The sequence below is a fragment of the Spirochaeta thermophila DSM 6578 genome, assembly GCF_000184345.1.
GTDB lineage: Bacteria > Spirochaetota > Spirochaetia > Winmispirales > Winmispiraceae > Winmispira > Winmispira thermophila.
In genome coordinates, this window is record NC_017583.1 from 1,947,339 (window position 1) to 1,972,792 (window position 25,454).

General features: G+C 56.2%; 24 protein-coding genes. 4 read left to right on the forward strand and 20 right to left on the reverse strand.

Going from position 1 to position 25,454, the window contains the following annotated elements; translation table 11 throughout:
* Positions 1-23: 23 nt before the first annotated feature.
* Entirely contained in the window at positions 24-1,502 is a 1,479-nt protein-coding gene (locus tag SPITH_RS08815) for a DEAD/DEAH box helicase (RefSeq protein ID WP_014625317.1), read from the forward strand.
* On the opposite strand, the gene SPITH_RS08820 is transcribed toward SPITH_RS08815, so the two are convergent.
* On the reverse strand, positions 1,503-2,516 hold the full coding sequence (locus tag SPITH_RS08820; protein ID WP_014625318.1) for a hypothetical protein: 1,014 nt from the start codon (positions 2,514-2,516) through the stop codon (positions 1,503-1,505). It lies immediately after the preceding gene.
* A 45-nt stretch (positions 2,517-2,561) separates the two neighbouring features.
* Here SPITH_RS08820 and SPITH_RS08825 point away from each other — a divergent pair, with 45 nt between their 5' ends.
* Complete coding sequence (locus SPITH_RS08825; protein WP_014625319.1) at positions 2,562-3,239, forward strand: MBL fold metallo-hydrolase; 678 nt, start codon at positions 2,562-2,564, stop codon at positions 3,237-3,239.
* Here SPITH_RS08825 and SPITH_RS08830 read toward each other — a convergent pair.
* Complete coding sequence (locus tag SPITH_RS08830; protein WP_014625320.1) at positions 3,223-3,627, reverse strand: hypothetical protein; 405 nt, start codon at positions 3,625-3,627, stop codon at positions 3,223-3,225. The two genes, SPITH_RS08825 and SPITH_RS08830, sit on opposite strands and share 17 nt — an antisense overlap.
* Positions 3,628-3,721: 94 nt before the next feature.
* Entirely contained in the window at positions 3,722-4,081 is a 360-nt protein-coding gene (locus SPITH_RS08835) for a TraR/DksA family transcriptional regulator (RefSeq protein ID WP_014625321.1), read from the reverse strand.
* Positions 4,082-4,218: 137 nt separating this feature from the next.
* On the opposite strand from SPITH_RS08835, the gene infA reads away from it, so the two are divergent.
* A complete protein-coding gene (gene infA / locus SPITH_RS08840; RefSeq protein WP_014625322.1) occupies positions 4,219-4,437 on the forward strand; it encodes a translation initiation factor IF-1 in 219 nt (72 codons plus the stop codon).
* Here the strand turns inward: infA and SPITH_RS08845 are convergent.
* The 17 genes from SPITH_RS08845 to SPITH_RS08925 all read right to left on the reverse strand — a co-directional run bounded on the left by SPITH_RS08845 (position 4,422) and on the right by SPITH_RS08925 (position 24,108).
* Positions 4,422-4,868 carry a Smr/MutS family protein gene (locus tag SPITH_RS08845; protein WP_014625323.1) on the reverse strand — a complete coding sequence of 149 codons (447 nt, stop codon included), beginning with the start codon at positions 4,866-4,868 and terminating at the stop codon, positions 4,422-4,424. The genes infA and SPITH_RS08845 overlap by 16 nt on opposite strands.
* A 2-nt stretch (positions 4,869-4,870) precedes the next feature.
* Positions 4,871-6,877 (reverse strand): BatD family protein, encoded by a 2,007-nt coding sequence (locus SPITH_RS08850; RefSeq protein ID WP_014625324.1) that lies wholly within the window; start codon positions 6,875-6,877, stop codon positions 4,871-4,873.
* Positions 6,826-7,422: a tetratricopeptide repeat protein gene (locus SPITH_RS08855; protein WP_014625325.1), complete on the reverse strand. Its 597-nt coding sequence runs from the start codon at positions 7,420-7,422 to the stop codon at positions 6,826-6,828. Before SPITH_RS08855 ends, SPITH_RS08850 begins: the two co-directional genes overlap by 52 nt.
* Entirely contained in the window at positions 7,419-8,414 is a 996-nt protein-coding gene (locus SPITH_RS08860; RefSeq protein ID WP_014625326.1) for a vWA domain-containing protein, read from the reverse strand. Before SPITH_RS08860 ends, SPITH_RS08855 begins: the two co-directional genes overlap by 4 nt.
* Positions 8,411-9,409: a VWA domain-containing protein gene (locus SPITH_RS08865; RefSeq protein ID WP_014625327.1), complete on the reverse strand. Its 999-nt coding sequence runs from the start codon at positions 9,407-9,409 to the stop codon at positions 8,411-8,413. Before SPITH_RS08865 ends, SPITH_RS08860 begins: the two co-directional genes overlap by 4 nt.
* Entirely contained in the window at positions 9,406-10,266 is an 861-nt protein-coding gene (locus SPITH_RS08870; protein ID WP_014625328.1) for a hypothetical protein, read from the reverse strand. The genes SPITH_RS08865 and SPITH_RS08870 overlap by 4 nt, the downstream gene beginning before the upstream one ends.
* Complete coding sequence (locus SPITH_RS08875) at positions 10,263-11,132, reverse strand: DUF58 domain-containing protein (protein ID WP_014625329.1); 870 nt, start codon at positions 11,130-11,132, stop codon at positions 10,263-10,265. Before SPITH_RS08875 ends, SPITH_RS08870 begins: the two co-directional genes overlap by 4 nt.
* 8 nt (positions 11,133-11,140) lie before the next feature.
* Positions 11,141-12,130 (reverse strand): AAA family ATPase, encoded by a 990-nt coding sequence (locus SPITH_RS08880; protein WP_014625330.1) that lies wholly within the window; start codon positions 12,128-12,130, stop codon positions 11,141-11,143.
* 39 nt (positions 12,131-12,169) lie between these two features.
* Positions 12,170-13,459 carry a bifunctional ornithine acetyltransferase/N-acetylglutamate synthase gene (locus SPITH_RS08885; protein WP_014625331.1) on the reverse strand — a complete coding sequence of 430 codons (1,290 nt, stop codon included), beginning with the start codon at positions 13,457-13,459 and terminating at the stop codon, positions 12,170-12,172.
* A gap of 284 nt (positions 13,460-13,743) precedes the next feature.
* A complete protein-coding gene (locus SPITH_RS08890; RefSeq protein ID WP_014625332.1) occupies positions 13,744-15,057 on the reverse strand; it encodes an ABC transporter substrate-binding protein in 1,314 nt (437 codons plus the stop codon).
* Between the two features lie 80 nt (positions 15,058-15,137).
* A complete protein-coding gene (locus tag SPITH_RS08895) occupies positions 15,138-16,022 on the reverse strand; it encodes a carbohydrate ABC transporter permease (protein WP_014625333.1) in 885 nt (294 codons plus the stop codon).
* 17 nt (positions 16,023-16,039) lie between these two features.
* Positions 16,040-16,954, reverse strand: a complete 915-nt coding sequence (locus SPITH_RS08900) for a carbohydrate ABC transporter permease (protein WP_014625334.1) — start codon at positions 16,952-16,954, stop codon at positions 16,040-16,042.
* A gap of 10 nt (positions 16,955-16,964) precedes the next feature.
* Positions 16,965-18,104, reverse strand: a complete 1,140-nt coding sequence (locus SPITH_RS08905) for a glycoside hydrolase family 88 protein (RefSeq protein ID WP_014625335.1) — start codon at positions 18,102-18,104, stop codon at positions 16,965-16,967.
* 20 nt (positions 18,105-18,124) lie between these two features.
* Positions 18,125-20,425, reverse strand: coding sequence for a DUF4962 domain-containing protein (locus SPITH_RS08910; protein WP_155816545.1), 2,301 nt, complete (start codon positions 20,423-20,425; stop codon positions 18,125-18,127).
* Positions 20,367-22,268 carry an alginate lyase family protein gene (locus tag SPITH_RS08915; RefSeq protein ID WP_014625337.1) on the reverse strand — a complete coding sequence of 634 codons (1,902 nt, stop codon included), beginning with the start codon at positions 22,266-22,268 and terminating at the stop codon, positions 20,367-20,369. The genes SPITH_RS08910 and SPITH_RS08915 overlap by 59 nt, the downstream gene beginning before the upstream one ends.
* Positions 22,269-22,276: 8 nt before the next feature.
* A complete protein-coding gene (locus tag SPITH_RS08920; RefSeq protein ID WP_014625338.1) occupies positions 22,277-23,038 on the reverse strand; it encodes an SDR family NAD(P)-dependent oxidoreductase in 762 nt (253 codons plus the stop codon).
* Between the two features lie 17 nt (positions 23,039-23,055).
* Entirely contained in the window at positions 23,056-24,108 is a 1,053-nt protein-coding gene (locus tag SPITH_RS08925; protein ID WP_014625339.1) for a LacI family DNA-binding transcriptional regulator, read from the reverse strand.
* A gap of 344 nt (positions 24,109-24,452) precedes the next feature.
* Between SPITH_RS08925 and SPITH_RS08930 the strand changes: the two genes are divergently transcribed.
* Entirely contained in the window at positions 24,453-25,451 is a 999-nt protein-coding gene (locus SPITH_RS08930; protein WP_014625340.1) for a polysaccharide lyase family 7 protein, read from the forward strand.
* Positions 25,452-25,454 lie beyond the last annotated feature (3 nt).

Sequence of the window (25,454 nt, forward strand, 5' to 3'; positions counted from 1 at the left end):
TACTCAACGGTGAGGGATTCCAAGTGGGACGACAGACAAAGAGCACGCTGCAGAACGGTATCCCTGCGATCTTCCAGAATCCTGAGGTCGAGGCCCTTCTTGCGAAAGGGAAGGATGTGATCATCCAGGTGGAAGAGGGGGAATTCCCCTACCCCGCCTACTTCTTCAGAGGGTTCCCCAAGGTGGTGGAACGTGAAGGTCTCTACCTCACCTCCACGGAACAGCGCATCATCGATCTCATCCGCGAGGCAGGGATGCACCCTGCCTCGCTTCCCGAGCTCCTCTTCCTGGGGGGGAGGACCACCCCGAGGCGGGAGGCCCAAGCGCTGGCCTTCCCCTCCCACGCCATCTGCTGCACCGCCACACGCCTCATAGACCACATACGGAGGGACAATCTCTCCCTCCAGCACATCAGGCGAGTCGTGATGGAATATCCGCGGGATGGAGAAACCGCGGAGATATTCAAGGCCGATGTGGAGTTCGTTCTCTCGAAGGTGCCTTCACACCCGCAGTGCATCGTCCTCTCCTCCGACCCGCAACGCGCAATCGCCGACCTCAAGGAGGTCCTCTCCCATCCGCAGATCGTGCCTCTCTCCAGCTGGAAAAAGAGCCGAACCGAAAAGGCGTGGTTCCCCCTGGAGGCCCCCGAACGGATGGCCGAGGCCGTCGCCGACCTCATCCTGAGTCATGACCTCAAGAAAGTGATCTGCTACGTGCCCGAGGCGCTCACCGAGAAGCTGAGACGGACATTCATCAGAACGCACATCTCCTTCTCTTCCATACTCCGGGATTCCTCGCCCGGGGCAGAGGATCGCGCACTCAAGAAGTTCAAGACCCTCGACGCCGAGGTGCTCCTCCTGGAAGCCCCTCGCCCCTTCCCCTCCCTCTACACGGCGAAGGCCGTGATCTTTGCCGGCGTCCCGGGCCCGGACATCTTCCTTCAGGGAAAACGGTGTCTGAGCGAGCACATACCTCTCACACATCTGTTCCTCCTCGCCCCGCAGACCGAGGAGGAGAGGATCCATGAACTCGAAAGCCGGGTGGGCTCGATCGCACGGCGGGAACCGCCTGACGAGGAGGCCGTGGCGCAGGGATTCCTCGAGCGCGTCCTGGAATGTGTCGACGGGCAGAGTCCTCACGTCATCGAACCATACAGGAAGGCCTTCAGGAAAGCGGTGCCCTTCTTCCGCAGGGCGGACGTGGCCGCCTATCTCGTGCGGAACATCCTTTCCGACTCTGCGCGGAGCCTGCTGCCCATGCAGGACATATTCTTCAGTATGGGGAAGAACCGCAAGATCTTCCCGGAAGATCTCAAGGAACTCGTGCTCTCGGTGGAAGGTCTCACGGAAGAGGATATCGGAGAGATTCGGGTTCTCGACAACTATTCCTTCGTGGAAGTGAGCGAGCCGTTCGCGGAGAAGGTCATCTCCACCCTCAACGGTACGGACTTCAAGGGAAAACGACTCACGGTCAACTACGGTAAACGGAGGAGTGGGAGGTGATCACCCTCCCATGAGGTAGTCCACGCCCATCAGGATGAGGGTCCCCTCGATCACCACGGAGAGCACGAGCGAGAGCGCCGCCAGCAGGAGGAGCCCCCAACCTTTCCACCACATCCTCGAAGGGCGGGTGTACGGGGGGGTGGTGTAGCCGTGGAGCAAGGGATCGGCAGCCCCCGTCTCCACCTCCCTGACCTCCAAGACGAAGGAAGCCCCCTCCTCTCTCATCCTGTAGCGTCTGTCGCCGACCTCCCATGACGTCCCTTCCTCGGGTCTCCTTCGGCACGCCTTCCATGGGAGGGTCGCCTGCTCATAGGTCACGAGCGCCTTCTTCCCCATCTTCCACAACTTTCTATGGAGGTAGTATCCGAACACGGCAGGAGGAAAGAAGACGGAGACAGGGAGGAAAGCTGCCGTGAGGGAGAGGAGTCCCTCCAGATAGTGGGTCTGGATGGACACGCTGCCGAAAAGGAGCAGGAGCAGCATCCCCACCCCCATGAAAGGCAGCGTGAGAGGGTTCCAGAACTCGTTCACGCTCCGCGCAGAGGAGATGACCGAGTGGACGAGGTTGTGGAGGGGTACACTGTAGAGTACGAGCACGGGTTGCGACTGGGGATCGAGGACGATCTTGCCGTTCTCCTCCCTCACCCTCCCCGCCAGGTAGACACTCGCCCCCGAAGGAAGGTGATGCACGTCCTCCGCATGGAGCACCTCCATCCCCCCCAGACGGTCCTCCTCCACCCCGGGAAGGAGATGCAGGAGTACACGCGAAAGGTCCACCCAGACGAGGAGTCCATTGCACCTGACCCACAGGTAGTGGTCACGGACCAGGGAATCCACCGTACCGAGAAACCGCCACTCCCGCCCTGTCAGAGGTTTGCCGGGACTCCAGAGAGGAAAGAGGAGGGAGCCGTAGAACCGTCTCCGCCATCGGAACCACCGGTACCACTGGAAGACCCCTCCTCCGCCGGGAATGAGTATGTAGCAGAGGAGAAAGATCGCTGTGAGGATCGTCATGCTCATCTCTGGACCGAGCCCCCGGTTCCCTACTATGATCGCATCATGGTGCAAAAACTCGTGGTAGGTCAACTGGCGACCAATGCCTACGTGTACGTGTCCCAGGTCACGGGGAAGGCCCTCCTCATCGACCCAGGGGCGGATGCCTCACGGATCGTCCACTGGCTGGAAGGCCTCGGGATCCTCCCCTCCGCCATGCTGTGCACCCACGGACACATCGATCACGTGGGAGCCATCGGGCACCTCCTCGATCGCCTTCACCACGATCGGACCATCCCCGTCTTCCTCCACGAGGCCGATCTCCCCCTCCTCGAGGGAGCCTTCGACCTGCAGCGTGCCTGGCTCCAGTCCGTCGGGATACCCACAGCCGATTTCGACCGCCCACCCGTCTCTTCGATCCATCCCCTCACCGATGGGAGAGAACTCGAACCCTGGGGCCTCCGTCTCCTCCACACCCCTGGACACAGCCCCGGCAGTATCTGCCTGTACGCCCCCGAGGAGGGGATGCTCTTCTCAGGGGATACGCTCTTCCGGGAAGGGGTGGGAAGGACCGATCTTCCGGGAGGCTCGTGGGAGGAGCTGGAGAGGAGTATCATCGAACGGCTCTATCCACTTGCCGATGCGATACGGGTGTATCCGGGCCACGGTCCGGAGACGACGTTGGGCCATGAGAAGAGATGGAACGCCTTCGTACGGGAAGAGGGCCTCACGCCGAGAGGTTGAGGACAACCCCGGTGGTGAGTGTCTTGATACCCGGCGGTGGAACCGGGGCCTGTGCGTGGCTCACAGAGACGTCGTGGAGGCGCTCCTCGAGCGACAGGATGAGATCGTCCACCTCCTCGGCGGAGAGATCCTCCTTGATGACGGGAGGCACCTCGTTCTGCCGTTGGGAAAGCTTTATGAACCGTTCGATGAGGAGATCGAGGACCTGAAGCTTGCTCACCGGGACGCCTTCAACCCCTCCGGTCGAGGGAACTCCGATCACATGCTGCAGGCGGAGTACCACGGGCCCGGGGAGATCCACCGGCACGTACACAGGGAGCGATGCCCGAGTGTTTCTCATGAACTCCATGTAGGAGATGGTTTCGTATCCCACGCGAGAGGCTATCATGGTTCCTCCCTGCTCTTATTATCGGCAGAGGGGAACAGACTTGAATATTTTTATCCGAGAAATCCGCGAAACATCAGAGCCTCAGGGGAGGCCTCTACAGTCGCTGCTTTCGCTCCAGTTCCTTCTGACAGTCCAGACAGTAGAGGGCGTAAGGAATGGCCTCCAGACGTTCCCGCGGGATGGGCTTTCCGTCCTTGAGGCAGTACCCATACTTTCCGTTCTCTATACGGGCAAGGGCCGCATCGATCTGGTTGAGACGCCTTAACTCATGACCCTCGAGGGAATTGAGGATCCTCCTGTCCAGATCGTTCGCCGCGATGTCCACCAGATCCTTTTCGTTTTCGTTCGAGATGAGCTCCTCGAGTTCCTCGTTCTCCTGTGCGAGATTCATGAGGATGTCCCTCTTCATCTCAAGGAGTTTCTCCTTCATCTGATCAAGAAAGGCTCTATCCACCAAGGGCCTCCTCCACTCTTTTTGGCGCCTTAAAGTGCAGGAAAAACACCAAAATGTCAAGTGGAGCGCGGGAGTTGACAGCACTAAGTGCTTGCTATATAGTAGGTTTAATTACAATTCCATACCGAGGAGGCTCTGTGGCCAAAGAAGATGCGATCGAAGTGGAAGGGATCGTCAAAGAAGCGCTGCCCAATACCATGTTTCGAGTGGAGCTCGAGAACGGACATCTGATTCTCGCCCATCTTTCGGGAAAGATGAGAAAGTATTTCATCCGTATCGTCCCCGGTGACAGGGTGAAAGTCGCCCTCTCTCCTTATGACCTCACCCGGGGAAGGATCATCTACCGGGAACGCTGACGAAGGAACGCCACCACGGCTCCAGCCCCGCCCCATCTGCGGGGGGCTGTCTCTATCCTGCCGACGAAGGGACACGACTCGAGCGTCCTGTATACCACTTTTTTGAGGATGGGCTCCCTTTCGGAGTGGAGGCCCTTCCCGTGCACGATGAGGAGCACCCTGTACCCCTTCCCCTGGGCCTCTCCGAGGAAGGCTTTGAGGCGTATCTCCGCCTCTTCCCTGGTGAAACCGTGCAGGTCGAGGACGGCCTGAGGCGTGGAAGGGCGCTTCCTGGAACGGGAGTCGGGGGATCGCCTTTCCCCACCTTTCTTTTCCTTCACCACGCGCTCGTCAGGGAGATAACGATCGAGGTATCTGTGCAGGAGGTCGCCTCCCGTCTTCCTCTCACGCTCTTCCCATTCCCTGAGAATGTCACCGAACGATTCCGCCACGATCACCTCCCGATGTACCACTGAAGCGTATCCCGCCTCACCCAGCCGCTCGTTCCCATCCCCGTGTGGACACGGACATAGTCCTGATACAGGTAGTCGGTCCTCACCGCCGTACCCGCAGGACAGATCTGCAATCGACGCCCTTCCTCCTCGGGAACCGCCTGGAGAGGGGTCTCGCTCACCACCACGGCCTGCGGCTCACGGAAGACCACGGCCCGGTAAAAGACGTACCCTCCCGCCACGATCGTAGCCGAGAGGGAGAGGAGCAGGGTTATAAGGAGCACAGGCGAGCGCCACCGGATGTACGCGGCGAAGAACAGACCCGACAAGGTGCATCCTGTGATCAGGCCCAACCAGGGGATGCCGGGCGGAAATGCGACGGGAAGTGCAGCTTGATACTGAAGGCCTATCTCCTCCTCCATATGTGAGAGGGCCTTCCGAAGGATGAGAACCATGGGCGCCTGCACACACGCACGCCTCAGGTGATAGACGACTCTCCCGTCCTCGCCAAGGGCATAAGCCGCCATAGCCGCGTCGTAGTGAATTCCCGGGGCCAGTTCCTCTTCGTCCAGGGCCTCCTGGAAGGCCTCGTAGGCCTTGCCGTAGTCCTCTCGTTCGAGGAAGGCGAGCCCCTCCTGGAGCTCCTGCTCCGGAAGCGGAAAATCGGGGGGGACGAGGAGTATCCACAGCAGGAGTCCGGCCCATGAGGCGGTGCACACGACCAGGGCGTACCCTCCGAACCGCTTCGACGGAACGAGGAGGGAGAACAGGGCCAACACCATGGGGATGATGAGGAAGAGTACCCGAAGATCCTCCGCGATCCACCTCCCCTGCAAGGACCGCACCTCGTCCAGGGAGAGGAAGGTGAGGGCTGGTGTGACGTTCTCCTCCCTCACCTCCACGGCGAGCGAGGTCCCCCCGGCGCTCCTCACCCCGTTCTGTCCGGGGGGGACATAGCGGAAAGGAGGGATGCGGACGGTGAGCCTGCCCTCCTCAACGGCCCTGAACCAATAGGTACGCTGCCGCCATCCACTGTACCCCTCCGTCGACGCCCTGTACTCCTCGTCCTCCTCCTCGCGGACCAGGACGGCGAGATCGCCGGGGTCAGGCTGGGGAAACGAGAGAAAGGGGAAGTTCCCCACCCCTTTCACGAGGAGCCGTATCCCGAAGAGTTCCCCCACCTGTACCGTGGAGACCGTACGGGTGGCATAGAACTCGAACCGCCCTACCCCATGGAGAGAAGAGGACTGGGGAAGCGGATCGACCCTCACCGTGAGGGCACCTCCGGACTCCTCCATTCCGCCCAGGATCACCGTCGCAGGGGGCAGCCTGATGGTCCCGGACTCGTAGGGGGTGATCATGAAGGTCTTCACCGGAACGTGGTACAGGGTGTGCGCCCCCATCGACTCCTCCTCCACAGGAGCGAGCACCGGCACCTCTTCCACGAAGGCTCCCCGGAGCTCGGGAATCTGCACACGATCGGGAAGCACGATCCTATCGAGATGACGGATATAGAGGGTGATCGGCACGCTCTGTCGGGCGAGGATTCGCTCCGGGGCCTCCCATTCCACATCGTAGGCCACCTTGTCGATATCACCTCTGTAGGACACTTCTATGAGGAAGGGATCGGTGTGGTACACCTTTCCTCCCCGTCGCACCTGGAAGGGCCCCCATATTCTCCTTCCGGATCGAACCCCCTGGAAGGTATACCGGTACCTCAGCATGGGCTTCCCTTCCGGATCCTTCACGGGCTGTACGAGTGGCCCCACCAGAAGGGAGAGGATCTCCGGGACCGGCGGAGGGATCACCTCCACGGGCTCCCCGGGCGCATCGAGGGGGACGGAGAGATCGAGCGTGAGCCGCTCGGTCCTCTTGATGCGTGCCGCCGACACCTGGATGGAGGGAACATCGGCCGAGGGTTCCTGGGCCCCTGCAGGGAACAGCACGGCCAGGAGCACTACCAGTCCTGCCACGTGCCTTCCGGAGGTGCGAACTCTCTGGCCTTCCATCGTGCCTGCTCCTTCTTCCTGAGATAGTCGAGGAGGTAGATCCCCCTCTCGGGAGGCTCATCCCCCGTGCCCCCCGGCTCCGAGACCTGCGGGGCTGCGGAGAACGCGGAGAGCTTGAGATACGCGAGCTCGAGGTTGACACGGACATCCCTATCGTCCGGTTCGAGTCTGAGGGCCTGGAGAAAGTAGAGGTAGGCGTTCTGATACTCTCCGTGATCGTAGTAGTAGAGACCGAGATTGTAGAACGCAGAAAACCTCGTCTCAGGGTCCCTGGCCGATTCGGCCTGCTTCCACTTCGCAAAAGCGGTCTCGTCCCCCAAGGCATGGTACACGGTGCCGAGGTTGTAGGCGATGACGCTCCCCTCCTCTCCCTCCAGGTCTGCAAAAGAGAGATAGGCGACGAGCGCGTCCTGGTAATGTCCCCGGGAATAGGCATAGGCGCCCTGGAGCATCTTCAGATGGAACGAGGCCTGTGTACATCCCGGGAGGAGCAACAGGACGAGGAAGAGCAGCGGCGGTATGCCCGCACGAATCGAGCCCTTCATGACTCCACCTCCCATCGCCACCCTCTCACGAGAAGCATGAGGGAGAAGGCCAGAAAGGAGAGTCCCACGAACAAGGGATAGCGTCTTGCCGGGACGAGGCGTATCCCCTCCCGTTCCTCCCTCGCGATGGTCTCCTCGATGGTGGAGACCACGTGCTGGAAGGTCTGTCCCTCTGCATTCTCCACCGAGAAGAAGCGGCCACCCGTGATCTCCGCGATCCTCTTGAGAAGGGATGCATCGAGTCGCGAGATCACCGGCTCGCCCGAGGGCTTCTTGAGGACCTCCTCTCCCTCGAGAGGGACAGGCCCCCCCGACTCGGTCCCTATTCCCACGGTATGGACCGCAACCCCCAGATTCCGTGCCAGCTCCAGTACGGGACCGATCTCCCCCGTGAGGGCCTCTCCGTCCGAGAGGAGTATCACCAGCCGCTGCCGGTTGCTCTGTTCGGGAAAGGCCTCCAGTGCCCGGGAGAGCCCGGATGCCACGTCGGTACCGGGCGACCTCAGGAGTACCGGACTGAGGAGGCCTATCGCGTCCTCGAGCCCCAGGAGGTCGGGTGTGAGGGGGAGGAGAAGTTCTCCCTTCCCTTTGAAGGCCACCACTCCCCAGCGTGCTCCGGAGATGCGCGAGACGAGCATGAGGGCGATCTCCTTGGCCACATCCAATCGCGAAGGGGGCACATCGCGAACGAGCATACTCCTCGAGATGTCGAAAAGGACAACGATATCCGCATTCCTTCTCTTCACCGTCTCCGGCTCCATGCCCCAGAACGGTTCTGCATAGGCCACGAGAAGACCGGCAATCCCCAGAAGGAGGAACACCTGAACGAGGAATTCCCTGACGAGGAAACGCGAGACCAGATGCTCCTTCCTGTCCCTCCCCTTGAGGCGCAGGAGTTCCTCCAGCCGCCGGTAGGAACGCCACACGAGAAAGAGGAGGACGGGCGCGAGCGCCAGCAGGAACCACAGACGAACCGGAAAGATGAACTTCACAGCACCTCCCCGAGTACCGCGTAGTGGAGGAGAAACCAGAGGGCTGCACACAGGAGCGCCATCCGGAGAAGCCCGCCGTGAAGGGAGACGACACGCACCGCAAGCTCCCGCCGCACATCGGCCGTGGCCGTAGCCCCGATGTACTGGAAGATCCTGTGGAGTGAGGTAGGGGTGTACCCGGAGAAGAACTGTCCGCCCGACATCTCCGCCATCCTCCTCAGAGTCTCTTCGTCGTAACCTTCCTCGAGCACACCCGCGTACCGGGTACCGGTGCTGGGATCGATCACATCGAGGCTCACGGGGAGGTCGCTTCCCACCCCCACCGTGAACACGGGAATGTCGAGATCCTTCGCCATCTCGGCCGCCGTCTCGGGCAGGATCTCACCGGTGGTGTTCTTGCCGTCCGTGAGGATCACGACGGCCCTGAAGGATGCGTTCACCCTCGAGAGATGGAGGAGCGATATCCCCACGCCCATACCGAGGGCCGTGCCGTCACCGAGGGAGAAGAGGCGGACGGCTTCCAGCCTTTCCAGGAAATACTCCACGTCGATCGTGGGAGGCACCTCCAGCATCGCTTCCTTCCCGAACAGGACGAGGCCGACCGCCATGTGGGGATACGAACGCACGAACTCCCTGATGACATCACGGGCCACCTGAAACCGTTGCTTCCCCGGAATATCCATGGCACCCATACTCGGGGAGACATCCAGGGCTATGACGATGGTAGGAGGATCCGAGACCACCACCTGTTTCCGTTCCACCAGGTAGGGGCCCGAGAGGATGAGCACCATCAGGGAAAGCATACCCCACAGGGCCGCATCCCGGAGGAGGGAGACGATTCTGTACCACAGCGGCAGGCCGGGGGGGATGTCGGCACCCCAGAAGACGAAGGGGAAACGCACCGCGCTCCCACGCCCCTTTCTTCTCATCCATACGAACAGGCACACGAGCACGACGAGGAGCCAGAGGGCGCCGGGACGATAAAAACCTATCATGCACCCCCCTCCTTCTCCTCGGCCTTCCCGGAAAGGAGTGCCCTCACGACCTCCAGGGAGGCCTTCTCGTGCTCAGGCGAGACCCGTCGGCTCCCGAAGCGGACCCCGTCGGCCTCGCGGAATACCCCGTACACCTGCCGGGCAAACTGCTCGGAGAGCACCCCGGGGAGCACATCCATGAGCTCCCGGGTGGTGGCCGAAGCGAATCGTGTGCCGTGGAACCTCGAGAGGTATCTCCTCGCGATCTCGATCAGCCTCGTGTAGAACTCGTCCTGAGGGAGCCCGTGGTACTCCTCCTCCAGTCTCCCCAACTGACGCAGCAGACTCCGGAGGAAGAAACGCTCCTCCACGAATCGGCACCATGCCCTCACGAAGCCGAACCCGTTCGAGAGGAAGAGGAAGACAAGGAGCAGGATCCCCAACCCCACACCGCCGAGGAGGGCGAGGAAGAGACGGGTTCCTCGGGGGAGAATCGGGTCCTTGTAGGGGGCGGGCTGGGTGAACCCGCGCTCATAGTAGGAGGAGACCACCACCTCCTGCGGCTCCAGCGTGAATGCCCCGCAGGGGAGGGACGGGACGAGGTGACTCCCCGGCTGGAAACTCATGAAATAGAAGGAGATCTGCACCCCACCCCGGACGGGCTTGAGCTCGATATCCTCCACCACCCCCCATTCGAGGGTGGGGACCTCCGGTCGCACGAGATCCTGCACATCCACCCCTTCGACCACCACACGCATCTCCACCCTGTCCCCCACGAAGAATTCCGAGGGGAGGAAGGTGACGCTCCGCACGCGGGGAGCCGCGTACACCGCGGCCGACGTCACTGCAAGGAGAAGGGCACAGACCGCCCGCCTCACCTGCGCCTCCTCGAGAAAAAGCGTTTGAGCTGGACCACGGGATCCTCTGAGGTACTCATATCGAGGAGGGGGATCCTCCCACGCGCGCACTCCTCGGTGAGGAGGCGATCGAAGAATTCCCAGTACCTGCGGTACCACTGGCGGAACTTCCCGCTCCGACCGAAGGCGGGGAGGACCGTACCCGTCTCGGGGTCCAGGAGCTCCACGTACCCGGTGGGAGGGAACTCCCTGTCGAGGGCATCTCCGATCCTCACGAGGAAGAGGTCGTGATGCGCACGGAGGAGGAGCAGATCGTCGAGGAAGCCGGCACTCCTGAAATCGGAGAGCACCACGCACATGCTCCGCCGTGGAAGCAGGTCGCGGGCCGTCCTGAGGGCCAGGGCGAGATCGGAGCCCCGTCCCCGAGGTCTCATGTCCCGGAACCTTCTGAGGAGGGCGAGCACGTGGGTCTTCCCCTTGCGAGGGGGGATGACATCTTCCACCTCATCCGTGAAAAAGAGGGCACCCACCCTGTCGTTGTTCTCGAGAGTTACAAGAGAGAAGATGGAGAACAGAATCTCGAGACAATCGAACTTGCTGTACTGATTCGAGCCGGATCGCATGCTCCGGGACACATCCACCACGAGGAAGAGGACGAGTTCCCTCTCCTCACGGAAGACCTTGGTGTGCGGTTCTCCGAAACGGGAGGTCACGTTCCAATCGATGAGGCGTACATCGTCCCCGGGCACGTACGTCCGCACCTCCTGGAAATCCATCCCCTGTCCCTTGAAGACCGAACGGTAGTTCCCCGCATACAACCCTTCGAGGATGATGTCCGAGAAGAGGGAAAGCTGTCTGATCCTGGCCCGGAGTCGGAAAGGGTCCATACGTCCTCTCAGGGTACCGGCACCTGCTCGAGGAGGGCCTCTATCACCCTCTCGGCGTCCATGTCCTCTGCCTCGGCCTCGTAGGAGAGGACGACCCTGTGACGGAGGACGGGATACGCCACGTCCTTTACATCCTCGGGGATGACGAATCCTCTTCCATCGAGGAGGGCCTTTATCTTCGCACACCGATAGAGGGCGATGGTGGCGCGTGGAGAGGCCCCGAACTCGATGAACCGGGCGTACGAGGTCCTCGACTTCGAACGCTGTCGGGTGGCTGCCACGATGGAAACGATATACTCCTCTATGCGGGGATCCACCAACACACTCTGAGCCACCTCCTGGAGCCGCTTGAGATCGGCCTTGAAGAGGACCTGCTTCACCTTCACGTCCTCTTCGATCCCCTTCCTCCTCAGGATCTCGAGCTCCTCCTGTGGGGAGGGATACCCTATGAGGATCTTGAGCAGAAACCTGTCGAGCTGCGCCTCGGGAAGGGGATAGGTCCCCTCCTGCTCGATGGGGTTCTGGGTGGCCAGGACGAAGAACGGATCGGGCAGTGCATAGGAGGTATCACCAATGGTCACCTGCCGCTCCTGCATGGCCTCCAGAAGTGCCGATTGCACCTTGGCGGGTGCCCTGTTTATCTCATCGGCGAGCACGATGTTGGAGAAGACGGGTCCCCTCCGCACCACGAACTCACCGGTCTGCTGACGGTAGACCATGGTGCCGGTGAGGTCGGCGGGAAGCAGGTCGGGGGTGAACTGGATACGCTTGAAGCTCGCATCGAGGATCCCCGCAAGCGTCTTCACGGCGAGCGTCTTGGCGAGGCCTGGAACGCCTTCGAGGAGCACATGGCCTCCTGCGAGGAGCCCCATCATGAGCCCCTCGAACATGGCCTCCTGGCCCACCACGGCTCGGGAGAATTCCTCCCTGCACTTCGAGAGGAGCTCCTGAGCTCTCCCGACCTTGACCTCGAGATCGCTCTGGGATTCAGCCTTCATCTGGCCTTCCTTTCATGCTCGAGAATTTCCTCGTATCCACTACGAGCGGTAGTCCGCATTGATGTGGACATACTCCACGGTGAGATCGGAACCCAACACCACCGCCCGGCCGTCTCCTTCGTCGTATTCCAGTCGCACGTCCACGAGCCTCTGGTGCGGAGGGAACACCTTGCCCGACGGCTCCACGGCGGTGGCCCTGAGATACGAGGATAGCAGAACTTCCTTCTCCCTATCAAGCAAAAACCTCCCCTTCTCGAACACGAGGTGGTCGGCCATCCACACCCGCAGCCCCTCCGGCTGCAGCCGCACCCCCCTCCGCCCCAACCACGCCCCAGCCGCTGCCAGCACCCTACCCACATTGGGATCGCACCCCGCAATGGCGGTCTTGAACAACGGGGAATTGACCACCGCCTTCCCCACCCCCCGCGCCGTCTCATCATCCCAGCCCCTCACCTCCACGCGCACCACGTGTCCTGTCCCCTCGCCGTTCCGCACCACCTGCTCCGCCAGAAACCCGCACACCCGTTCCAACGCCTCCCGGAACACCCCCTCCTCCACACGCCCCTTCCGCGCCGTGGACACCAGGAACACGCTGTCGCTCGTACTCTGGTCGCCGTCCACCGAAATGCAGTTGAACGTCCGGTCGACCACCTCCCCCAACACCCCGTCCAGTACATCCTGATCCACCTCCACATCGGTGAACAGGAAGACCAGCATCGTCGCAAGATGGGGCTCGATCATCCCCGCCCCCTTCGCCATTCCCCACACCATCCCCTCCCCCACCTGCACCCCACACAGCTTGGGGTACGCATCCGTGGTCATGATCGCCCGCGCGAGCGCAAGCCCATCCGCACTCCCCACCCCCCTCACAAGCCCCTCCACCTCCTCACACATCCGCTCAACCGGCAGCTCCCACCCGATGATCCCGGTGGACGACGGCACGAGGAGCCCGGGATCGATCCCCACCGCCTCACCCACCCGCTCGCGCACCCGGAGCGCGTACTCCTCGCCGTGCGCAGTCCCCACGTTGGCGATACGGTTGTTGATCACGAACCCCTGGATCGGCCTCCCCTGCATCGCCCGCCCTATCCGCACCGGCACCCCAGGGAAGGCGCTCGACGTGAACCGCGCCGCCCACCGCACCGTCGGCTCATCCAGGACCACCAGGGAAAGATCCATGAGCAACTGCCTGTCCGGACGCTCCACCGGCGCGAAGCCGAACCGAACCGTGGAAGCCCGCACCCCTTCGGGCAGCTGCGCATACCTCCTGCAGAACCCCTCGTACTCCTCCTTTGACGAAAACACCAGATCGCGCCACCATCGATCCATGGGGAGCCCCCTTTCACCCAGAAAAAAGGATCCTTCCCATGCTACACAAAAAAGGACGAATGATCTATCAGCACATCCACCCCCACACCACAACAGACATCCTCACTACCACCCCCACTTCTACAACCCTCTTCCTAGCCCTTATTCATCGACACAGAACGGGATAGAGCGCCCTCTCCCTTCCCTTAGAAGGCACTCTGATCCCTCTGGACCATCTCCATACAAAAACCCGACCAGGAGCTCACCTGGTCGGGTCCAGACATTCCGACACACACGAAGTGCACTTACTCATAGTCCTCAAGATTCTTGAGCATGTCCTCAACCTGCTTCTTTAACCGCTCCATCGCCTCCTTGGCAGTGGCCTGCCCAAGCCACACCAGTCCCAGCTCCTGCTTCCACGCCGCATCAAAAGCAGCATACATAGGATGGATAGGATCGTACATGGGGAAGAGATACTCACCTTCGAGGAAGGCGGCCTTGTTCACCCCAGGAAGCTGTTCAGGAGTGAGGAAACGAGGATCCTTTTGGAACTCAATCAAGGCAGGTGTCATAATCTGGAGACCAAGCAGCATACTCACACCACGAGCCCCAGGAGCGGCGAGGAACTTTACAAACTCCCACGCCTCTTCAGGATGCTTACTCTGGCTAGACACCACAAAACAACTTCCATCAGCCCGGTTCACCGACTTACCAGAATCGCCAATGGGGAGAGGCGCACAATCGAAATTGATTCCTGCCTTCAGGTACGTATTCACACGCCAGTGACCTACAATCTGCATGGCCGCCTTTCCTGCGGCAAAAAGATCACTGATATCAGCCCTCTGTTCATCGGTAGGCATCACGTTGTGAACCAACATGAGGTCAGCAATCCACTGGATGGACTCCACCACCTTGGGATCGGAACCTGCGATGAACGTGGTAGGCTTCCGAATATCATCGAAGAGCCCGTGTCCGGTGTGGCTCCAGACGAGGAGCGGCCAGTAATTTCTGAACTGATCCACACCAAACTGATCTGGCTGACCATCTCCATCGAAGTCCTTGGTGAGCTTCTTCGCTGTCTCAAGAAAATCGTCCCACGTCCAGCCCTTCTTAGGATAGGGCACCCCTGCCTGATCGAAGAGATCCTTATTGTAGAAGACGACGAGCGCAGCAGTATCGATGGGAAGCCCATACACCTTTCCATTGAGCTTATAGAGATTAAGGATCTGAGGATTATACGCAGAGAGATCAATCTTATCCCGCTTGATGAAGTCATCGAGCATCCGGATGGCACCCTTGATCGCATACGCATACGCCACATGAGTGGCAGGATAGAACACATCAGGAGCAAGACCCCCGGCCACCATGGTCTGGAGCTTTGCGTAGTACTCTGTCCCCGATCCTATATTCTCCAGCTCAACAGTGATGTGAGGATAGAGCTGCTGGAACTCCTCGATCACTGGTTTTGCCACATTGTCCACCCTCGTCTGGTCCCAACGGAGGAACCATCTCAGAGTCACAGGGCCCTCCGCCTTTGCTGTGGTGCCTTCTTTCTTTGCACAGCCTGGCACCATCAGGAGGAGCATCGCTCCCAGAAACAGAACTAGCACTCTCTTCATACATCACCTCCATCTCGGTGTTATTTCTAGTTAACCCTCAAGGGTTAACATTTGCCCCACTATCTACATGATCTACATGATCAACCCTTTGACCCCCCAGAACCTGTGAGGGATGCCCCGCTTATGAAGTACTTCTGGGCAATAAAGAACATGATAAGGGGGGGAACCATCGCCACAGTGGCTGCAGCCATAAACAGGTTCCATTCAGTAAAGAACTCGCTTCTGAAGGCAGCAAGTCCAAGAGACACAGTGTAGTTCTTCTCTGAACTGAGATAGATGAGGGGACCCATAAAATCACGCCACACATTCACAAACTCGAATACCGCTACTGCACCGAGTGCAGGTCTCATCAGCGGCAATATCACACTGGTGAAAATACGAAGAGGAGAAGCCCCATCGATCTTTGCGGCCTCATCGTACTCGAGGGGGATCCCCATCAGATACTGCCGCATGAGGAAAACCGAAAAGGCACTTCCGAAGAATGTGGGCACTGTCAAAGGAAGAAAAGTATCGAGCCATCCTAACAACTTGAAAAGAATAAACCTTGGCACAATAAGGAGATTACTTGGAAGCATCATAGTACTGAGCAAGATGAAAAAGAGCACATTCCGTCCAGGGAACCGAAAACGAGCAAATCCATATGCCACCACACTTGAACTCAAGACCATTCCAAAGACCGCAATCCCTGCGATCAAAAAGGTATTTCTGAAGTAAATATGGAAGGGCCTGACAGTGAGGGCACGAGGGTAATTTTCCCATGCAATGGGACGAGGAATCCACGAAGGGGGAAACTCAAGGACCTGTTTGTCCGTCTTAAGAGATGTGCTCACCGTCCATGCAAAGGGGAAAAAGATCATCAGAGCCCCAAGAATAAGGAGGATGTAAATCAACACCCGAGAGAAGTAGTACAATGTCTTTTGTTCCCTTTTTTTCTTTTCCATTAATGTAGCCATAGCTGTTTCCATACTATTCCTCCTCTCTGTTATTTCACCTCAGCTTCGTAGTAGACCCACGCTTTGGAAGAACGGAATATCAAGAGTGTAAGTGCCACTATGATGATGAACACCACCCAGGACATGGCAGCTGCATACCCCATCTGGTACTGCTGAAACGCTTTCTGGTAGAGGTAGTAGTTGAAAAAGAGGGAAGCGTTATTGGGACCACCTTCCGTCATCACATAGGCCTGCGTAAAAAGTTGAAACGTTTCAATCATACCCGTAACTAGGTGGAAAAAGATGACTGGCGTGAGCATGGGGAGGGTAATCTTCCAGAACCTCGACCACGCACTCGCGCCGTCTATGATAGCGGCCTCATACAACTCATTTGAAATACCCTGGAGTCCTGAGAGATACACAATCATGTTTCGACCTGCGGCTGCCCATACCGCCATCACCATAAGCGACGGCAGTACGAGCACAGGATCCTCCAGCCAGCTTGGCCCCTGAATTCCAAGCACCGTTTGCAGGAACCCATTGAGGACCCCATATCGAGGGTTGTAGATCCACATCCACATCAGTGAGATCGCTACCGGGGGAAGCACCACTGGCATATAGTACACTACCCGCCAGAACCCAAGGAGCCTCACCCGCTGATTCAAGAGCAGAGCAGTACACAAAGCAGTGAGGATCCCGAGGGGAACCCGTCCGAGGCCATACACAATGGTAACCTTCAATGACTGCCAGAAGAGAGGATCACCCAAAAGCTTCTGATAATTTCGAAACCCGATCCAGCGTGGAGTTGAGATGAGATCCCAGTTCATAAAGCTGATCACAATCACAGCCACAAGTGGACCAAGCATAAAGCAGAGGAAACCAACCAACCACGGAGAGATAAACACAAAGCCAGTAACTGCTTCAAGCTTAAAACTATTGAGCTGTGGTTTTTTTAGCAGTCTCATGTCATCCTCCTCAGGCCTTTTTTTCTTTTACTTTAAACAAATGGGAAAGCTCGGGTCTGGAGAGACGAATGAGGGCCTCCAAGAAGTAGTAATCGCCATAGATCAATGCATGATCTTTATACCCATGAGGAACCGAACGAGAACCGTGGAGCAAAAATGCAGGAATCTCGGTATTCCGGGAAGAATAGTGCTCCCAGAGCGACCAGGTGATACGAGCAGCCCACTCTCGCCACCTATCCGTAAGAGTGGAGTCCTCTTCCACATCAGCAAGCGCAAGCAGACCACATGCAATCACCGCAGCTGCAGACGAATCTCTGTAGGTGTTCGGGATATCAGGGGAATCAAAGTCCCAAAACGGCACAAGATCTTCAGGGAGATGTTCCAGCGTATAGGAAGCGATCTTCCTCGCTACTCCAAGGAAAGAAGGTAGCGAAGTGGCTTCATAACATGTGGCAAACCCATAGAGCGCCCATGCTTCCCCCCGAGACCAGCATGAATCATGCGCAAATCCCTGATAGGTATCGCTCCTTATCCACACCCCTGTATCCACATCAAAATCAGCCACATGAGCAGTCGACCCATCCTTTCTTACCAGTACAAGTCGGCTCGTGCGGGCGTGTTGCGTCGCTACCTCTGCAAAGAGAGGATCCCCTGTCTGCTCGCTCGCCCAGAAGAGAAGGGCGAGATTCATCATGAGGTCAACGTTCGTTCTCCCTCTATCTTTGCGGGTTCCATCAAGTTCACCCCATGCCTGGAGGTATTCACCCCTTGGGTTGTATCTCTTCACAAGCGAGGAAGCTGCCTCTACTGCATGAGAGTAAAGGTCCGGCTCAGCGAGAACCCTTCCTCCCAGCACGTGGGAGAGATAGAAAATGAACCCAAGGTCATGTGTGGAGGTGGAATGCTTCAGCCATCGAAGCCGTTTCGACCACTCCAGAGCCGCAGCTTTGAAGTGTTCATCCTGAGAATGGACATATGACAACCATAGAATCCCTGTCCAGAAGCCGTCCACCCAATGAGCCCGATCACCTCGTTCACGTTCTATTGTCCTCCAAGAAGGTCCATCACACGATTCTGGGAAATCTTCGAGGGTTTCGATGTTTCGTCGTGTGATCTCCAGTGTGTAGTTAAGAGGCTCCTTCCAATCCACAAAAACCTCCTCTCTCTTTGTCATTTATGTGAGCAATAAAGCTCTAAGTTGAGTTCACCTCCAGGAAGTACAAAGCGGACAAGTGAGACATCACGAGAAAAAGAAAACTCCACCTCCTCACCATTCACCACCACCTTCTGAGGAGTCCCAGGACACCTCACGCTAAGGGAAACCTTACGTAGGCTCGTAATCTGGGCATCCAGATGCGTACTACTGCTCCATCTCCACGCTATGGAGACGGGAGGAGAGGAGATAAGCAATGGCATTCCTTTCCACCATAGCATGCTCGCGTGTACCGCAAGCCCTCTTGTCGGCACCTCTTCCTCAGAAGAGAGGGCCACACAGGAAGCATCAGTAAGCAGAAGTCCATCCACAGAGAGACCGACCCCACCCTTCCCTACCCCAATTACCCACTCTCCCCTTTTCCCGGAGAAACTCACGAGCCGACCCCGTTCTGTAGGAAGCGCCGCAGCATGTCCCTGCAAGGTAAGACTCACAAGAAACTCGGCCTCCTCCACAGGGTCAGGAGGCTCACAAAAGAGGGTATGCAACGTACGGGTAAGGACCCACTTGGGATTTGCTGAAGTGGGATTTGCGCTCACCTGCTGTTCTTTGAGAATGGATACCACAGAAGACGGATGATGGATGTGAATACCCATCGTGCTCTTGCCTACGTGAAGCACGAACCTATCTTCACCTTCTTTAAGGGGGGGTGCATCCATCTGGAGAAGCCACTGATACCGATGGGGTACCTCAGACCGAAGATAATCGTGTACCAGTAGCATCTCACCATCGATAAACAGCATGTCTCTCGAGACATTGTGTAATTGCAACGATCGATCGTAGGCGTTTACTGCCTCTCCTCGCACATAAAAGAGACCATCCAGACCTAACCACTCATCCAATCTCCCTCCCCAGTCAGCCCCCAATCCTTCGAATACGTTGTATCCTCCCTCCTGATACTGTCCCTTCCCATCGACAAGGAGGGTGGAGTGATACCGGGAATAGCATGTGCGATTGTACCCCTCATCCACCACCAGGTGATCATTGCCTTTCATGAGCACAAAGGTATGCTCATCAGGATGGGCATGCCCTGCACTGATCGTATGCCATCCATACTTTCTGAACAGGGCATGTCCATAGTGCCACGGCTTATACCCCGAGGGTTGACTGCATTTATACACCAATACGGTCGCATCACGATCCCACCCTGTACGCACAGAAGCAAGACCGAGATCCGCAAATACATGGAAGTGAGGAAGTGTCTGCACGGGTGTGGGTTCTACCATAGGATCGAACCAGAGAAACTCCAGAAATGCCTCCGGCCCTAATCCAGGCCTCACAAGCCCTTCCTGGGCCTCTCGATCCCACTCTCCTATCTCATCAAAATATGAGGCGAGCCATTGTGCATATCCATTTCTGAACAAGCTTGCGAGGCGATAGAGTACAGCCTTTGAATGTGCGCTCCTTCTATCGTGGCAATCACCAAAGTGGGCTGTGTCCACGAGATTGGGGCCTGAAATGTAGAGCCTGAAGAAGAATGTCTTTGAGAGAAATCCTGAAAGATCCCTGAGGGCAATACCGACCTGCTCCTCAAAAAGGTGGTCGGCAATGAGGAGCCAAGGTATTCCGTAGCGCCAATAGGTGGCCCCCTCATAATCAGAACCATCGTCAGGAAGAAGAGAAAATACGCTCTTAAAATTCTCCAGAGCAGTATCACACCATGTCTCAGCTTCAGGGGCCTCGTTCTTAAGCGCATAGCCTGCGGTGGCAAGTCCCGCAAAACAAATCCAGTTATGATTTTGCCAAAAGTGATACGTCCAATCACCTTTTATTTCTGTCGCATACGCAAACATTCTTCGCCCCTGAAGAAGGAGCTTGGCTTTAAGTCGCGAACGCTCCTCTTCAGAAAGCTCAGCCCCAAGCCAGTTGTACACCAGGCCAAGACCAAACAAAAGCCAGGCAGCATCAAGGTCATGATCAGGCTTTCTATGCTTCCCCCAGTGAGGATAGTGGATGACAACATCCATCCACTGTCGAAGCGCAGAAAGAAATCGTTCATCCTCACTCAAAAGATAGGCAAGGGCAAGATTGGCCACCGCAGCCCCGGTATAGGTAATTGAATCATCAGGATGTTCTTCAGGGGGACGAGAGGTGAGATACCCACTCACATGATCTAGAAGGTGCTGGTACTGACGTTTATGAGTGGAGCGAGCAAGAGAACGCCACTCCTGAAGGCTCTTCCTCTTAAGCAACAAGTGCTCACTCATCTCCCTTCTCCTCACCGTATGAAGCCTCAAATCGAACGTCTCGACCTTCACAACAGAGGATAAGAACCTCTCGCTGCCCAAGGTAGTGAGAGGCGTGAGGAGGTGTTTTTCCCACTAACACCTCAAAGGGCACAGAAGCACCCACCTCTACCTTGTATCGCACACTGTCTCTCACAGTACACGCCGAGAGAGGCTCATTACTCTTTCCCCTCCGAGCACTCACTTCTACAAATAGATCAGGAGGAGCTGTTCCAAGATGTTCTGAGGGAACCTCAGTCACCCCATCTATCTCCCATGTTCCATCCAAGAAGAGTACCCACCACAGAGAGTGTTCCTGTTCAGAAGAGACACTCATCACATCGAGCACAGCAGAGTCATGGAACGCGATCGACCTCTTCACAAAAACGCCCTCATACAACTTATCAGAGGCAACAGAAACCCCATCCTCTTCTTCTGAGAACACACAACAGGAACTCAGGATAGCTTGAGAGGTACCATCCACAACGAGCACGTTATGAGCAAGGGAATGCTGATACCAGTCTTTCCGGGACCTTCCCCCATAGGGGAGCGTCCCTGGATCTGTAGACCACGGCCATATAGAGAGGGATAGTCGGTCATGATGAGTATGGGAGCCCCCATCGGGTCCATACACAAGGGTCACTACGTGGGAAGCTCGAGTGGGTCTTAGGGTGGCAATTCCGCTATCCGGCAACACAGAGGTCCTGAGAGGAGGAGCCTCCTTCCCATCAATTGGGTCTTTTGCATACAGTACCGCAGCCCACTCTCCCCGGGAGCATCCGCGCCTCCTGTAAGCTGAGGCGAGCAACCACCCGTACCCCGGCTCTCCAAAACGCGAATAGCCTATCTCATACACCTCACACAGCTCACGATCCAGAATACTTCCTTTCCAGTATCCACCCCCATCCCAATACGCCCCATCATTTAAAAAGGGAAGGCTTCCATCGGGATACGCAAGAGAAAGGGTTGCATCCATCATTGCCCGAATATTCTGCCCCTCAGGAGCCGTGTATCGATAAAGATCTATCCCATTCCCAAGAGCTGCTTCAGCCAGGAGCACATATGCGAGTACTACAAAATTGTGGTAGTACACCGATCCTTCATACTCAAAACCATCAGGTCTCACCGCAAGGGAAAGGTGGTGATAAAATCCTCCTTCCCCCTCAATCGCCCGACGAACGAGCTCATCCGACTCCAACAGGAACCCGACACACCCCAGTGCTGCATTGAGCCAGGCGGTGTAGTTGCTCTCCACCCTACCCTGACGGATCAACTCCTCATGGGCAACCTTAAACGTCTCGGCCATAGGCACAAGTAAATGCCCATAAAGGGACCGCTTTTCTGCGGTCCCAATATGAGCATCGAGGAGGGTAATAGCATGCATCACAGGGATAGCCCAGAGGGCCTCGGTGAGAGCCTGATGAAAGGCCCTCCCCCTCAGCATCCATGCCTGGGCTGCCTCACCAGCATTAAACGTAGCATACAATTCTGCATACCGCCTCAGGAGCGTGAGCGCAGCATCAGCAAAACGGGTATCATCAAACACCAACGCACCCAGCGCAAGATCACGGAGGTCATCACCGAGTTCCCTATGTCTCAAAGCCCTCCAAGCAGCATGCACCTCAGGACCACCCACGTTATGCCCGTGGGGACAGCGATACACTTCTTTCTGCTCGGTCTCATACACGAGAGGGAGCCAGTGCTCTTCACAGATAAACTGGTGCATCCACCCGCCAGGGGCACTCGGCACCTCAAGGGAGGTCTCCAGCACACGCTCACAGCGATCACTAAAACTTTGAATAACGTGTGCTCGCCACCCCTCTGCGTGGCTCTGTGCTGTCACCCATTCCCAGTCCAGATGCCCCAACAGCTTCATGCCTTCTCCTATACGAACCATGATCCACCATTTATCTCAGCAACCTGTCCCGTGACCCATGAGCCCAAATCAGACACAAAGTAGAGCACAGCACCCGCTACATCCCGCGGAGTACCTGCCCGTTTCAGAGGAATCCGCTGGATGATATCCTCATACTTCTCCCGACCTGTAAAGGTCTCATGGAATGGAGTGTCCACAATAAATCCAGGAGCAAGCGCATTCACCGTAATATTTCGAGGAGCGAGCTCTTTTGCGAGCCCTCTTGTAAAGCCAAGGATTCCTGCCTTTGCAGCAGCATACGCCACAGCTCCATTTCCTCCACCATTCCTCGCAGCAAGGGAAGCCATATTCACGATACGTCCTCCCTCAGGGATGAAAGGAAGAGCAGCCCTTGTCACATAGAAATTGCTACTCAGGTTGGTATGGATCACCTTATGCCAGTGCTCATCAGACATCTCTGCTACGTTCACCCTGCCTATGAGATGTCCCGCATTATTGACTAAGATATCGATTCTTCCCCCAAGTACCTCAGCCACATCCTTTACCACCTTTGCCACTTCATCACTTTTAGTGGCATCGAGTTGGAACACATAGACCTCACCACCCTTCGCCCTGATGTCTGATGCGGTCTTCTCCGCATCTTCGCGATGGGAATAGTACGTAATAGCAACCTTTGCCCCGCACTCTGCGAGCGCCTTCGCAATCCCTGCTCCAATCCCTACGCCTGCCCCTGTCACAAGCGCTGTTTTGTTCGAAAGATCGAGCTTCATCTAACCCTCCATATAGTTTAATATTTAGGCTCAGCCGTAGATCGGCGCACTATTAACTCAGGAGGGAACATGTAATACTGCCCCTCTCTGACCTCTTTACCTTCCAATCTGTTGAGAAGTAACTCCACTGCTTTTGAGGCAAGGAGAGGAATAGGCTGACGAACAGTTGTAAGGGGAGGCTCTACGATCTCAGCAAGTTCAATATCATCGAACCCCACCACAGAAAGATCCTGAGGGATAGAAACTCCCAACTCCTTTGCCCCGGCATAAACCCCAAGGGCAAACATATCGTTCACAGTCACAATACCGGTAGGGCGCTCTGAGCGAGTAAGAAGCTGATAGGCAGCCTGTTTCCCTAACTGGATAGCATTAAAATCACCAAACCCTTCTACCGTCTCCCCTTGCCATATCAGGGAAGGATCCTCTTCAACGCCTGCATCCCTGAGCGCCTGTTCATACCCCGTGAGACGATCGAGGCGGTTCACCGTGCGAATAGAACCTGAGACAAACGCAATACGCCTGTGCCCCAAGCCCAACAGGTGTCTGGTCGCTATGTACACTCCCTGTCTGTTATCCACACCAACTCCATCAAACTGTACATGCTCACTATTCGTTAAAGACCTATCAAAGGTGACCAGACACAACCCTTCTTTCGCCAAATCAGAGAGATACGAGATATCCGCAAGGGAACTACCAAACACAATCCCCCGTACTCCATATGCAACCAACTCTTCAGCAAACTCGCGTTCTCGTTCCGGATCACGACAGCAATTCCCCAACAGCACATGAAACCCTCTTTTAGCAGCCTCCACCTCTACATGGTGGGCAAATGTTCCATAAAATGGGTTTGCTACCGAGGGAACGACCAGCCCAATAAAAGGGGCACTCCCTGTCTTGAGCTGGCGTGCTACCGGATTTGGACGATAATTCAACTCTTCGATAGCCTGTTTAATACGATTTCGTGTTTTATCCTTGATGAGATTCATTCGCCCATTGAGATAATTAGAGACAGTACTCACAGAAACCCCTGCTCTTCGAGCCACATCAACGATAGTAACCCGCTCCTTCACTTTACCCTCCACTTGTTCACTATCATCGCTTTTCGCAAATTAAAACGTTACAAATAATGTATCATAGATTTCCCTAGCTGTCAAGCCCTGATATACATCTTCACGTTTCCATTTAATTACTTGTCGTCGTTATTACTCAATTTCATCTATAAAGAAAACAAATATATTCATTTTTATCCTTTATAAAATAAAAAATAGTTAACCAAAGTATGATATGGTTTATAAATATTAAAACCTAATCGTTCGAACAAAAATCTTAAAATCTTGAACAAAAAACAATTGACATTTCATATATCAGATGCTACTATTGATGAAACGTTTTAATCAATATGAGGAGGTTTTCTATGAACCGTCTCCTTTATATATTTCTCCTCCTCTCCACTGGGTTTCTTCTTTCGGCCCAGGGAAGTAAGGAACAGCCTCTCCTGTCCCCGGCTGACATCGCCGACCTCTCCACATGGAAACTCCAGCTTCCTGTTGCCTCAGAGAGCGGTACCTCTGTGAAAGAGGTGTACCCTGAGGAGTTAAAAAAGGGCTACCAAGACGAATTCTTCTATCTCGATCCGGACTCAAAAGCCGTGGTCTTTCGCTCCCCCATCAAAGGTTTTACTACCCCTAACACCACGTATACACGATGCGAGCTGAGAGAACTGATCGACGGGGTTCACGAAACAACTAACTGGGGCTTTACCGGTACCCATGTGATGACGGTCACCGAATCAGTGGAAAAACTACCCACAAGTGGGCGGATAATCGTCGCTCAAATCCACTCCATCTATCCAAATGGGGATAACGGACCTGCAACTATAAAAGTAGTGTATGATGGAACAACAAAAGAAATTGAAACCAGAGTTAAAGTAGAGGCCTCTCTGTCTGCAGGAGAAAAGAAATTCTACTTTTCCAACGTAGAACTTGGTCAACAATTTGAAGTGACACTTAAGATCATCGATGGGGTTTTCTACGCGTACATCTCCTCCGAAGGTAGGACAAAGGCATTCAGTTATGACTTACTGGGCACAGATCCCAATTGGACCACTTATCTCAATTACTTTAAAGTCGGTTGCTATGTCCAAGATGATAAAGAAGATTACGTGGGAGAAGAAGGTATAGTAAAAATTTACGCGCTTACCACCTTTCACTCTGATAAATCAGAGCCGATTGCTCTTAAAGCCCTTAAAATTGAGCCAGAAGAAGTAAAAGTAGAAGCAGGAAGTATCCTACAACTTTCACCTGTATTCATTCCTATAGAGACCACGGAAAAAGATGTAAGGTTTGAAATAGTGAAAGGTCGTGATGTTGCGTCAGTAGATAGAAAAGGAAATGTTATATACTGCGTCCCGTAGGAG